We start from the raw sequence: 12,636 nt of genomic DNA, 5'->3' as shown, positions 1-12,636 counted from the left end.
GCTTACGCTTCTTGACCAACAGTTTCGTCTTCAATTCCTAACTCTTTTTTAATCCAGTCATAGCCTTCTGCTTCTAGACGCTGCGCGAGTTCTGGTCCGCCAGATTTCACGATACGTCCTTGCATCATGACATGAACGTGATCTGGTGTGATGTAGTTCAATAGACGCTGATAGTGAGTGATCATTAAGCAGCCGAAGCTTTCGCCGCGCATTTTATTAATTCCTTTAGAAACAACTTTCAGAGCATCGATATCAAGACCAGAATCGATTTCGTCAAGGATGGCGATCTTTGGTTCAATCATCATTAATTGAAGAATTTCGTTGCGTTTTTTCTCCCCGCCTGAGAAACCTTCGTTTAGGTAGCGCTGTGCCATATCTGGGTCCATTTCAAGGAACTCCATGTTTTCGTCCATTTTACGGATGAATTTCATGAGAGAGATTTCATCGCCTTCTTCTCTGCGTGCGTTAATAGCCGAACGAAGGAAGTCTGCATTTGTCACACCACTAATTTCAGATGGATATTGCATGGCAAGGAAAAGACCCGCTTGAGCGCGCTCATCTACTTCCATTTCAAGTACATCTTCGCCATCAAGCAAAATGCTACCTTTTGTTACTTCATACTTAGGATGACCCATAATTGCAGCAGATAAAGTCGATTTACCTGTACCGTTTGGTCCCATTACTGCGTGGAATTCTCCACCTTTTATCTCTAGGTTTACACCCTTTAAGATTTCTTTCCCTTCAATCTCAACGTGCAAGTCCTTAATTGTTAATGTCGAAGCAGTCATATATCGATACCTCCAAAATAATCATTATTCTCAATTTATTCTCATTCTAATTTTATAACAAATTAAAAGTGAATACAACACATTCACGACAAGCGTGAGAGGATGCTCTCAAAATTCTAACAAAAAATGCAGGTGGATAAAAGGAATTATGTCGAAAAGACTGTTTTCATAAAGAAAGGACGGGAAACTCTTCTCCCCGTCCTTTAGCTATCAATAGCCTCGTATATTCATTTTTGCGAGCTGCCTTTTCTCATCTCGATAGGACTGCTCTCGTTTAAGTTCTACTTTCATTCGTAAGTCATGGTCTCTTTCGTACTCTGCATAACTCATGCCATGAGATTGATGCATGGCCTTTTCCATCTCGGCGGTATAATCCAATCCCAGTGTACTCTGGTCCGAACAAATAATAAACCATTCCCTTCTTTCGAGTGTAGCTTCATTGTATCAAATGCATGCTGCTTCACTCAAAAAGGATATGACGCGGTATACTGGCATATTTTCTCACACACTCGGCTGAGAAGCACTCAACTCCCCTATATGGAAAAATACCATGTTTTTCTTCCTTTAATGCGTCTGTCCTCCAAATTCATCAATACATTGCTGAACAACTGTGATGCCTTGACTCAGTGCGGCACCTCCGCCGAACGCTGCCGCCACGCTGACAACTTCCAGCAAATTCTCTTCTGTTGCGCCTTGGTCGAGCGCTCCCTTTGTATGATAAATCATGCAATATTCATCCTGTGCATGAATGCTGATGCCAAGGGCAATCATTTGTTTTTCTTTTTGCGTTAATGAATCACTCTGGAAGCACTGCTCCGTAAATTCATTGAATTTCTTGCCAAACACCGGCATTTTCTTCTGAAATTCACCCATTGCCGTTTTATAATCCGTCAGTGATTGCTGCATCGAGCCGCTCATATGCTGTTCATTCATCTTCATTCCATCCCTTCAGGTCATTTGTTCGTTTTTATTATGAGCGAGATTTGAAAAAATACACAAAAAAACCTCGCTTTCATGAAAGCGAGGTTCACACGTCGTTATTCAGATACAGGCAATACTGCACCGTCATATTTTTTGTCGATAAATTCTTTGATTTTATCAGAGTGAAGAACTTCCATTAATGCCTTGATCTTTTCAGATTTTTCGTCACCTTTGCGAACAGCCACGATGTTTGCATATGGATTGTTCTTTGTTTGCTCAAGTTCAATAGCATCTTTTTTCGGATTCAATTTATTTTGGATCGCATAGTTTACGTTAATAAACACTGCATCGCCTTCACTGTTTTCATAAGCTTTCGCTGTTAGTTCAGGAGCGATTTTTTTGAATTTCAGGTTCTTCGGGTTTTCTTTGATGTTTTTGATTGTTGCGTTGATTGTATCAACTTTTGGATCAAGCTTGATCACACCAGCATTTTGCAATAGGGCAAGCATACGTCCTTGCTCAGCTACGTTGTTTGTCATGATGATCGTGCCGCCGTTTGGAATATCTTTTACTGATTTGTATTTCTTAGAGTAAATACCGAAAGGCTCAAGGTGAACTGCACCAGCACTTACTAGGTTGTAATCTTTGTTTGATTTATTTTCTTCGTTTAAGTAAGGAATATGCTGGAAAAAGTTCGCATCCACTTCTTTTTCAGCTAACGCTTTGTTGTACATTTTATAATCGCTAAGCACTTTTACTTTTAGATCATAGCCTTTTTCTTTTAGAAGTGGTTTTGCTTCTTCAAGAATCTCGGCATGTGGTGTTTTTGAAGCCGCAACCGTAATGGTTTTGCTTTCGCTTGCGTTATTAGATGAACCGCATGCAGCTAGAATACCTGCAAATGCTAGAAATAGTGCACTTAAAATCAATTTCTTCATGAATAAATCCTCCCTTAACGTTTATCAATTTTATTTGTAATCAAATCACCGATTATTTGAATAATAAAGACGATGATCAGAATAAACACAGTGGCTACAAGTGTGACATCTGTATTACCAGATTGGTATCCTTCTACATAGGCAAGGTCACCAAGTCCGCCTGCTCCAATTGCACCTGCAATCGCAGTAGAGCCAATCAGAGCAATCGCTGTTACGGTAATGCCTGAAATAAGGGCTGGCAGTGATTCTGGCAGCAACACTTTGAAAATAATGGTAGACGTTTTCGCTCCCATAGATCGTGCTGCTTCAATGACTCCTTTGTCTACTTCACGCAGTGCAATTTCAACAAGACGTGCGTAGAAAGGAGCTGATCCAATGACAAGGGCTGGTAACGCTGCATTTGGGCCTAAAATCGTGCCCATAATAAGTTTGGTAAACCCTAATAATAGAATGATTAAAATGATAAAAGGAATCGATCTGAAAATGTTGACGACTGCGCCGATGACAGCATTGATCGGTTTATTTTCCCAAAGACCGCCTTTACTTGTGAGAAAAAGCAATAGTCCAAGGATGATCCCGATCACAAAAGCAAACGCTAGTGCAATGAATGTCATATATACCGTTTCACCTGTTGCACTCCAGATGACATTTAGGTCAACGTTCGGAAACCATTTCTCAAACATGTGTCATCACCTCGATTTCAACCTGTTTGCTTTGGATATAGGCGATGGCTTTTTCAACTTCGTTCTCGTCTCCATGAATATGGATAAAGAGTGTTCCAAACGCGCCTTCCTGCGTTTGAGAAATCTTTCCTTGCAGGATGTTCACATCGACCTTGAAGGATCGAATGATTTCCGTGATCAGCGGCTGTTCGGCAGAATCTCCGATAAAGGACAACCGGACGACCTGACCTTCTTTTACTCGCTCTAGGACGTGCTCAATCGTTTCTTTCGCTTCTTCTGGTTCAGCAAGCTGTTTCACAAATCGCTTCGTCATTTCTTCTTTCGGCTGTCTGAAGACACGTAATACTTCGCCTTCTTCGACAATACGGCCATTCTCCATCACCGCCACACGGTGACAAATTTTGCGAATGACGTGCATTTCGTGTGTGATTAGCACAATGGTGAGTCCCAGTCGTTTATTAATATCGGCTAAAAGCTCAAGGATGGAATCCGTTGTTTGCGGATCAAGCGCAGAAGTGGCTTCATCACATAGTAAAACTTTTGGATCGTTCGCTAATGCTCTCGCAATCCCTACACGCTGCTTTTGCCCGCCGCTTAGCTGAGACGGATATGCATGTTCTTTTCCTTCTAAACCGACCAATTTAATGAGTTCGTCTGCACGAGCTCTCCGTTTTGATGCAGGTACACCTGCGATCTCGAGTGGGAACATAATATTTTGTCTCACTGTTCTTGACCAGAGCAAGTTAAAGTGCTGGAAAATCATGCTGATTTCTTGTCTTGCTTTCCGAAGTTTCGCATTCGATACTTCATTAATCCGGTTGCCTGCCACTTCAACGATTCCTTCTGTTGGCTGCTCCAGACCGTTTAATAGGCGAATAAGGGAGCTTTTCCCTGCGCCGCTATACCCGATAATTCCGAATATTTCACCTTTATCGATATCCAAGTTGACGTCTTTTACAGCATCAACATTTCCGCTTTTTGAATGATACGTTTTTGATACATTCTGTAAATGGATCACAGTCTGTTCACCTGCTTTCTTGCTGAATCTATAGGTTGCCATCACATACGTTCATTTATTCTTCGTGCTGTCGTGACTCTAGCCAGACGCCAGGTCAGTAAAAAAGACCTAACTGCAACGCAAGCAGAAAGGCCTTTTATTTCAAATACGCCTTTCTCTCATCTTTCAAAGCGTTGCGGCTTTGAGTGAATTGGCACCAATTTCAGCTATGCTGACGGTTGCCGGGTTTCATAGGGCACGTCCCTCCACCTCTCTTAATAAGAGAAAATATGTTGTTTTATGTGATGTTCATGTTTTTACTAACGTAGAATATCATGCTATTTGAGATATGTCAACGCTGTAAATCACTAATTTCCAAGTAAACGACTAAGTTATCATTTTTCGAAAAAAACCGTTCGTCAGCCAAAGGACTGCTTCTAATCTCAGAAGCGCACGAAACGAGCCTTTCACCTTCACTTGTCCCCTGCTGATAAGCTGCTGCAAGGACATGTCTCCATCTAATAATTGAAGAATTTCTTTCCTCTCACCATAAAAGATGAGATCTGATAACTCAATTGCAGGCAGTTTCTTCACTTCACCACGCTCATCCACAATCAAAGTACAAGAATCAGTTTCCGCCTCAAATGTAATCTTCAAGGATGATGATGAAAGCAGCGGCTTTAAAAGCAATCGCTGCCCTACGTTTCCATGGGCTTTCACATTTTCCACATGTATAACCTCCCTGTCATTTGGTTATACATAACATTTCTCTACAAACCTCAGCTTGTCCTTTATAAATAACTCGACAAATTTTCAAATGAATTGCTTGAAATATGACAAAAAAACGCTTTATTTAGCGGTTTCAATCACTTCGTGAAGATATGGAACTGAGTGAAAGGCATAGCCTTTTTGTACGATCTCACCCTTTTTAAACAGGAGAAAGCACGGAACACTCTCGATCTCAAATGCTTTCGCAAAACCTGGTGAATAGTTTAAATTGTTCTCGTAAAAGGGAACATCCGGCTGCATGGCCTCGACCACTGCCAGCATCTTCTTTGCCAGCTGGCATGTTCCGCAAAACGGTGTATATAAGTATAAAAGAAATAAATCGTCCTCTATCTCCTTGAATTCATGCTCTTCAATCTCTTTCATATACGTCACCCTCATAAATATTTCGAATGAACATCAATGTTTGCAGCTAATAGAATAGATGCAATGTGGGCTGACGGTGAAGCGGCCACTTCGCGGTACGTTCTGTCGACAAACAGATGAAGGGCTTCAGGAAATTCTTTTCGAAATTGCTTCCGCAGTTTGTCGCCAGCATCGTCACTGTCTGCTAATATGTAAACGTCTTTCCCGAATAAATCGTCCACAAGCTGATCCAGCTTCGATGTACTGATCGTGCCATTGGTGCAAATGATGGTAACAGGTTCACTTATGACTTCTTTTAGCTTCTGTTTATCTGATTTACCTTCTACAATGATGACCTTTTCTATCTCGACATTCATCACGATCACCCGGCCCTTTTGACGTTGATTCACTTCTTCCTTAGATTACAATCTTTCATTCAGGTTGTAAAGATTGGGTACTTGGGCAACAAAAAGACTGCAGCACTCACTCACTGCAGCCTTTTTGTGATTAGCACCAGCCATTTTCATCGTCACAGTCTACATATTTTTCAGTTCCATGTGTCAATGTATCTGACAAACGATAAAAACGATTTTGATCATAGGAGTAACCCGATTTTAATTCATATTGATTTTCACTAATCATCGTGCCAATCTCTTCATTTTGATGAAAAAGCACCATGCCGCTTTCTTTAAATCGTCCAGTGACATGTTCTGTAATATCCACCTGTTCTTTTTGAAAAGACAAATTGGACACCCCCCATAAAGGTAGAGTGTCCAATTTCGCATGAATTAGTCTTCTTTGATCATTTCTTCATATTGCTCAGCTGTCATTAAGTTCTCGATTTCAGATGCATCCGCTGGTTCTACAACGATCATCCAAGCTTTTTCGTATGGAGAGTCATTTACGAACTCTGGGCTGTCATCAAGCTCATCGTTCACTTCAACGATTGTGCCGTTGATCGGTGCATATAGTTCAGAAACTGTTTTGACTGATTCTACGCTTCCGAAAGGCTCGTCCGCTGTGATTTTGTCTCCTACTTCAGGAAGCTCAACGAACACGATATCGCCTAGCTCTGATTGAGCAAAATGCGTAATACCGATACGCACCTTATCTCCTTCTACTTTCACCCATTCATGTTCTTCTGAATAACGTAAATCCTTTGGTGTGCTCATTCAATACCCCTCCAGTCTTTTCTTTCCGTCTATATTGAAGATACCACAATCTGAATGAAAGTTACATCATTTCCAGACGCTTTTAAATGTATCTTCATTAAATCCAACTGTCACTCGTTTGCCATCTGTTGTAATTGGACGCTTGATCAGCATTCCGTTGGATGCAAGTAATTCTAGCTGCTCATCCTCTGACATTGCAGGAAGTTTATCTTTCAGCTGCAGCTCTCGATATTTCTGTCCGCTTGTATTAAAGAATTTCTTCAGCTCTAAACCGCTTTTTTCGTAAAGGGCTTTTAATGTTTCTTTATCAGGCGTCTCTTCGACGATATGTATGCTGTTGATGTCTTTATTGTGTTCTTCCAGCCATTTCTTTGCTTTTCTGCATGTACCGCAAGATGGGTATTCATAAAAATCTAAAGCCACCATTTTCACCTCCTGCAAATAGTGACAACATTTTATCACAAAACATGTTAAAAACCTAAATGTATGCTTACAAAAAGGTGCGAAGCCTACTCCGCACCTTTCGAACCGTTTTTAAACGATATATTTCTCTGCTTCAAAGATTCGTTTCGCCACCTCACGCTTTTTCGCAATGACATTGATCGGCGTGAATCTTGTCAGTTTGCGAAGGGCTGACAGATTCATACGAAGTGAATCTCCTTCTTCCATTGCAATCAACGATTCTTTCGCATGAGCTTCAATCTTTAAAAAGGCTTCCTGCGTGAAAATTTGTGTATAGGCAAGCTTTTGTGCATTCTTTTCTGCGCCTGTTGCAGCGATAGCCTTTTCTGTCCGCAAGACCGCGGACTCAGCAGCAAACAGTTCATTGACAATGTCTGCTATGTTCACAAGGATTTCCTGCTCTTTTTCTAGTGCTTTCCCATATTTCATTGCGGCCATGCCTGCCACCATCAAGGCGATTTTTTTCGCATGGGCGAGTAAATATTTTTCTTGATCGAGCGGCTGATCACCCGGCTCCTGCGGCATCATCATCATGAGCTCTTCTTGCAGGGTTTGGGCTTTTTGAAGAAGTGGAAGCTCCCCTTTCATGGCTTTCTTCAAGAACGTACCCGGCACAAGCAAACGGTTAATTTCGTTCGTTCCTTCAAAAATACGGTTAATTCTTGAGTCACGATAGGCTCTTTCGACTTCGTATTCTTGCATGAAACCATATCCGCCGTGAATTTGCACCCCTTCATCCACAATGTAATCTAAAGTTTCAGAGCCAAGCACTTTACAAAGAGAGCATTCAATTGCATATTCTGCAATGGATTGCGCAATTTGTTTCCCGTCCTTTTGCTCCTCGTCACTTAATAGACCCATCCGCTGTTCAAATAAGCCGACTGTGCGGTATACAGCACTTTCCATGGCATAAAGCTTTGCCGACATGTTGGCTGCTTTTTCGCCGATTAAGCTAAATTGAGAAATCGGTGTTTTAAACTGCTTTCGCTGATTGGCATATTCTGCTGATAATTGAATGACCCGTTTTGACGCACCAATTGTGCCAACAGCCAGCTTATAGCGTCCAATGTTCAAAATGTTAAAGGCAATGACATGACCTCTGCCTGCTTCACCAAGCAAATTCTCCTTTGGCACTTCGGCATCTTCTAAAATTAACGTTCTTGTCGATGATCCTTTAATGCCCATCTTTTTCTCTTCAGGTCCTGTTTTGACACCTGGAAAATTCTTTTCTACGATGAAAGCAGAGAAGTGTTCCCCATCAATCTTCGCATACACAACAAAGACATCGGCAAATGCGGAGTTTGTGATCCATTGTTTTTCTCCATTGAGGACATAATGTGTTCCAGCTTCATTCAGGACTGCCGTTGTTTTCGCGCCTAAAGCGTCAGACCCTGATCCCGGCTCTGTCAAGGCATACGCCGCAATTGTTTCTCCAGAGGCGAGTCCTGGCAGATACTTTTCCTTTTGCGCTTGATTTCCGAACAGCACGATCGGCAGAGAACCGATCCCGACATGGGCGCCGTAGGAAAGAGAGAAGCTGCCTGCTCTGGCGAATTTTTCAGTAATGATAGCTGAGCTGATTTTATCTAAACCAAGACCTCCGAATTCTTCAGGAACGTCTGCTCCAAGCAATCCAAGCTCTCCAGCCTTTTTTAAGAGGCGAACAGAATGCTCGAACTCATGATTTTCAATTTGATCGATGTGCGGGACCACATCTTGTAAAATGTAATCCTCTGTTGTTTTCCCAATCATTTGATGCTCATCAGAGAAATCCTCTGGTGTAAAGATATGCTCATAATTCGTCTCATCAATTAAGAAACTGCCACCCTTTTTTACCTCTTCTATTGCTTTCATTCTGTTTTCCCCCTTTAGATCAATTCAAAAATGCCTGCTGCTCCCATGCCCCCGCCGATACACATCGTCACAATACCAAACTGCTCGTTTCGTCGTTTCATTTCATGAATGAGCGACAGCGTTAGTTTCGTTCCTGTACAGCCTAACGGATGTCCTAATGCAATCGCTCCGCCGTTGACATTGACCTTCTCTTCATCAATCCCTAAATGACGAATGACTTGAATCGCCTGAGAGGCAAATGCTTCGTTTAGTTCAAACAGCCCAATGTCCTTCAGCTCTAGACCAGCCATTTTCAGCGCACGCGGAATGGCTTCAACCGGGCCAATTCCCATGACTTCAGGTGGTACACCGCCAACCGCAAACGCCCTGAACTTGGCGAGCGGCTGAAGTGAAAGAGAGGATGCTTTCGCGCGATCCATCATCATCACACATGCCGCACCGTCACTCGTCTGCGAAGAGTTTCCTGCGGTCACTGTGCCTTTTGTTGAGAAAGCAGGTCGTAAGGTTGAGAGAATCTCCTCTGTTGTGCCAGCTCTCACACCTTCATCCTGTGAGAACGTAAATGGATGTTCTTCTAATTGGTACTGCTCTCCTACCCGTCTTTCTGTCACCTCAACAGGGACAATTTCATCTGAAAATTTCCCGTCCTGCAATGCCTGTGCTGCCTTTTGATGGCTTCTTACCGCAAACGCATCCTGATCTTGCCGTGTGACCTGATACTTTTGCGCCACTTGCTCGGCTGTGTGTCCCATGCTCATATAGTATTCAGGCGCTTGCTCTGCCAAGAGAGCATTTGGACGAATGGAGTGACCCATCATTGGGACTTGCGACATCGATTCGACGCCTCCGGCTAAAATGGTTTCTGCCTGCCCGAGCATAATTCGTTCACCTGCGTAGGCGATTGACTGTAGACCAGAAGAGCAATAGCGGTTAATGGTGATGGCAGGTACTGTATACGGCAAACCTGCTAACGCCCCAATATTCCGGGCGACATTCAGCCCTTGCTCTGCTTCTGGTGTCGCACATCCGATAATCAAATCATCAATCTGACCGTCGTATTCACCGGCACGCTTTAGCGTTTCTTTTACACACAATGCGCCCATATCATCAGGCCGTACATGTTTTAATGAACCTTTTTTAGCCTTTCCAACTGGTGTTCTTGCGCCAGCCACAATCACTGCTTCTCTCATTTTGATTCCCCCCTAGTTACGTAAAGGTTTGCCTTTGACGAGCATGTGCTGCATGCGTGCCTGTGATTTCACTTCTCCCACAAGACTTAAAAAGGCTTCTCTTTCAAGCTCTAATAAGTATTGTTCCTCCACCTCTGTACCAAATGGCAATTTACCGCCGGAAATGACATGAGCTAGTTTTTTCGCAATGGTCATGTCATGGTCTGAAATGTAGCCAGACAATCTCATATTTTCAGCAGCTAGCACCATTGCTGCATAGCCTGTTTCTCCCATGACGGGCACTTTTTGTTTGAGCGGTGCACGATAACCCGCTTCATCAAGAGAGAGAACGAATTGTTTCGCATCATAGATTAAATGATCACCATTCATGCTGATCCGATCATTCATGCGGAGCATCTTCATATCACGGGCTTCCTCTGCTGAAGTCGATACTTTCGCCATCGCAATCGTTTCAAAGGTTTGCAGCGCAGCATCTTGTATCGCAGTTGCAGACGGCTTAGCCGCTCCTTGTAGGTGACGTAAATATAATTCTTTGTTTCCACCGCCGCCCGGAATCAGCCCAACCCCTGCTTCCACAAGCCCCATGTACGTTTCACTGGATGCTTGGATAGCGGCTGCCGGAAGACAAAGCTCCGTCCCCCCGCCGAGCGTCATACCAAACGGTGCAGCAACAACTGGACGGTCACTATATTTCACCTTCATCATTGCCTGCTGGAACCTGCGAATGACAAAGTCAATTTCAAAGAAATTGTCGTCCTGTGCTTCCATTAAAATTAAAGCAAGGTTTGCGCCAACACAGAAGTTCTTCCCCTGGTTCCCAATGACAAGACCTTTATAATTCTTTTCCGTTTCATCTACAGCACGGTTGATCATATCAATGACATCAAGACCAATCGCATTGCTTTTCGAGTGGAATTCAAGCAAGGCAACATCATCACCAATATCGATTAAGCTTGCACCTGAATTGTTGAAAATGACCCCTTGTTTCTTTTTCAATCTGGCTAGAGAAATATTCTTCTCGTTTCTTTTTTCCTGTTTATAAGTGCCATTCTGATAAAAAGCACGGTCTCCTTCGGCATTCTCTTGATAGAATGTGTCATGTCCCTCTGACAGCATTTCTTGCACCCACACCGGGATGCTGTGCCCTTCTGCCTCCATTCGGCTGACGGCTTTTTTCACACCAATCGCATCCCATAGCTCGAATGGGCCATGCTGCCAGCCAAATCCCCATTTCATGGCGTTATCAATGGACTCGATATCATCTGCAATGTCGCCTTTTAGATGAGCTGAATAAAGAAGCACTGGTGCTGTCATATTCCAGAGCAATTGCCCAGCGCGGCCGTCTTGATAAATAAGCGCTTTCAATTTCGCTTTTGTCCCCTTTTGCTGCTTAGCAATGTCAATGCCCGGGTCCTTCAGCTTTGTCCGTTCTCCGTATGTGAGTGTCACAGGATCAAGCTCTAAAATGCTCTTCCCGTTTTTTTGATAGAACCCTTGCCCTGCTTTACTGCCAATCCACCCTTTTTCAAGCATTCTTTCCATAAACTCAGGCAGCTGGAAAATATCCTTCTCCTTTCCTTCCACCTGTTCATATACGTTGCGGGCCACATGAGAAAACGTGTCGAGTCCGACCACATCCAGTGTACGGAAGGTCGCACTTTTCGGTCTGCCAATGAGTGGACCTGTGACAGAATCGACTTCTCCGATCGTGTATTTGTTCTCAAGCATTTCACGCACTGTGACAAGGAGTCCATAAGTGCCAATACGGTTGGCAATAAAGTTCGGCGTATCTTTCGCTTCAACAACGCCCTTGCCAAGTACATCTTCACCAAATGTTTTCATATATGAAAGTACTTCTAGATCAGTTTCTTGAATAGGAATCACTTCTAAAAGCTTTAAATAACGAGCTGGGTTAAAAAAGTGAGTGCCTAAAAAGTGGCGTTTAAAATCAGCTGATCGGCCTTCTGCCATTTTTTCAACAGAAATACCGGATGTATTGCTGGATACGATGCTGCCTTCTTTGCGGTGTTCGTCAATGAGAGAGAATACGTGTTGTTTGATGCTGAGCTTTTCAGTGACGACTTCAATGATCCAGTCAGCATCGTGTAATAAGGAAAGGTGATCTGTGAGATTTCCGGGTGTGATGTATGATAGGTTTTTCGCTGACGTAAGAGGTGCTGGCTTTTGCTTTAACAACTTTTTCATCGCTTCTTGACTTAATCGATTCCGAACACTAGGGTGATCAAGCGTTAGCTTTTTTGCCGTTTCTTCCTTTGTCAGTTCATTTGGCACAATATCTAGCAATGTTACCGGTATCCCAATATTGGCTAGATGCGCAGCAATGCCTGAGCCCATGACACCTGAACCAATGACAGCCGCCTTGCGAATATGTTTGCCCATAAATATCCCCCTAAACATTTTGAATGAACAGTCATTCATTTTTTGTCCAAAAAAAAGCAATGCCTCTTTCTTTATCTTAAAAGATTTTCCGAAACAGTTC

The 12,636-nt window shown here is 43.0% G+C and carries 15 protein-coding genes and 1 riboswitch; all 15 genes read right to left on the bottom strand.

The window, feature by feature from the left end; genetic code table 11:
- Window positions 1-2: 2 nt before the first annotated feature.
- The 15 genes from sufC to BK049_RS12295 all read right to left on the bottom strand — a co-directional run bounded on the left by sufC (window position 3) and on the right by BK049_RS12295 (window position 12,536).
- A complete protein-coding gene (gene sufC / locus BK049_RS12360; RefSeq protein ID WP_007500355.1) occupies window positions 3-788 on the bottom strand; it encodes a Fe-S cluster assembly ATPase SufC in 786 nt (261 codons plus the stop codon).
- A gap of 210 nt (window positions 789-998) precedes the next feature.
- Entirely contained in the window at window positions 999-1,136 is a 138-nt protein-coding gene (locus tag BK049_RS19545) for a YuzK family famiily protein (RefSeq protein WP_008356693.1), read from the bottom strand.
- A gap of 216 nt (window positions 1,137-1,352) precedes the next feature.
- Entirely contained in the window at window positions 1,353-1,721 is a 369-nt protein-coding gene (locus BK049_RS12355; protein WP_003212803.1) for a carboxymuconolactone decarboxylase family protein, read from the bottom strand.
- Between the two features lie 104 nt (window positions 1,722-1,825).
- Window positions 1,826-2,647, bottom strand: a complete 822-nt coding sequence (gene metQ, locus BK049_RS12350) for a methionine ABC transporter substrate-binding lipoprotein MetQ (protein WP_008356691.1) — start codon at window positions 2,645-2,647, stop codon at window positions 1,826-1,828.
- A gap of 14 nt (window positions 2,648-2,661) precedes the next feature.
- On the bottom strand, window positions 2,662-3,330 hold the full coding sequence (locus tag BK049_RS12345) for a methionine ABC transporter permease (protein WP_008356688.1): 669 nt from the start codon (window positions 3,328-3,330) through the stop codon (window positions 2,662-2,664).
- Window positions 3,323-4,348, bottom strand: coding sequence for a methionine ABC transporter ATP-binding protein (locus tag BK049_RS12340; RefSeq protein ID WP_008356686.1), 1,026 nt, complete (start codon window positions 4,346-4,348; stop codon window positions 3,323-3,325). Before BK049_RS12340 ends, BK049_RS12345 begins: the two co-directional genes overlap by 8 nt.
- Window positions 4,349-4,503: 155 nt before the next feature.
- Window positions 4,504-4,612, bottom strand: a riboswitch (SAM riboswitch).
- Window positions 4,613-4,714: 102 nt separating this feature from the next.
- Window positions 4,715-5,056 (bottom strand): SCP2 sterol-binding domain-containing protein, encoded by a 342-nt coding sequence (locus BK049_RS12335; RefSeq protein WP_008356684.1) that lies wholly within the window; start codon window positions 5,054-5,056, stop codon window positions 4,715-4,717.
- A 120-nt stretch (window positions 5,057-5,176) separates the two neighbouring features.
- Window positions 5,177-5,479: a thioredoxin family protein gene (locus BK049_RS12330; protein ID WP_008356682.1), complete on the bottom strand. Its 303-nt coding sequence runs from the start codon at window positions 5,477-5,479 to the stop codon at window positions 5,177-5,179.
- Window positions 5,480-5,490: 11 nt separating this feature from the next.
- Complete coding sequence (locus BK049_RS12325; RefSeq protein WP_008347035.1) at window positions 5,491-5,835, bottom strand: toprim domain-containing protein; 345 nt, start codon at window positions 5,833-5,835, stop codon at window positions 5,491-5,493.
- Between the two features lie 130 nt (window positions 5,836-5,965).
- Window positions 5,966-6,202, bottom strand: coding sequence for a YusG family protein (locus BK049_RS12320; protein ID WP_008356677.1), 237 nt, complete (start codon window positions 6,200-6,202; stop codon window positions 5,966-5,968).
- A gap of 44 nt (window positions 6,203-6,246) precedes the next feature.
- Window positions 6,247-6,630 (bottom strand): glycine cleavage system protein GcvH, encoded by a 384-nt coding sequence (gcvH, locus tag BK049_RS12315; protein ID WP_008356675.1) that lies wholly within the window; start codon window positions 6,628-6,630, stop codon window positions 6,247-6,249.
- A 66-nt stretch (window positions 6,631-6,696) separates the two neighbouring features.
- On the bottom strand, window positions 6,697-7,053 hold the full coding sequence (locus tag BK049_RS12310; protein ID WP_008356673.1) for an arsenate reductase family protein: 357 nt from the start codon (window positions 7,051-7,053) through the stop codon (window positions 6,697-6,699).
- Between the two features lie 111 nt (window positions 7,054-7,164).
- Window positions 7,165-8,946 carry an acyl-CoA dehydrogenase family protein gene (locus tag BK049_RS12305; RefSeq protein ID WP_071168642.1) on the bottom strand — a complete coding sequence of 594 codons (1,782 nt, stop codon included), beginning with the start codon at window positions 8,944-8,946 and terminating at the stop codon, window positions 7,165-7,167.
- Between the two features lie 14 nt (window positions 8,947-8,960).
- On the bottom strand, window positions 8,961-10,136 hold the full coding sequence (locus BK049_RS12300) for an acetyl-CoA C-acetyltransferase (protein WP_071168641.1): 1,176 nt from the start codon (window positions 10,134-10,136) through the stop codon (window positions 8,961-8,963).
- A gap of 12 nt (window positions 10,137-10,148) precedes the next feature.
- Entirely contained in the window at window positions 10,149-12,536 is a 2,388-nt protein-coding gene (locus BK049_RS12295; RefSeq protein ID WP_071168640.1) for a 3-hydroxyacyl-CoA dehydrogenase/enoyl-CoA hydratase family protein, read from the bottom strand.
- Window positions 12,537-12,636: the final 100 nt, after the last annotated feature.

The organism is Bacillus xiamenensis, assembly GCF_001857925.1.
GTDB classification, from domain to species: Bacteria; Bacillota; Bacilli; order Bacillales; family Bacillaceae; genus Bacillus; species Bacillus xiamenensis.
The sequence above is the reverse complement of the archived record's forward strand: the minus strand, read 5'-3'. Positions and strand labels throughout refer to the sequence as shown.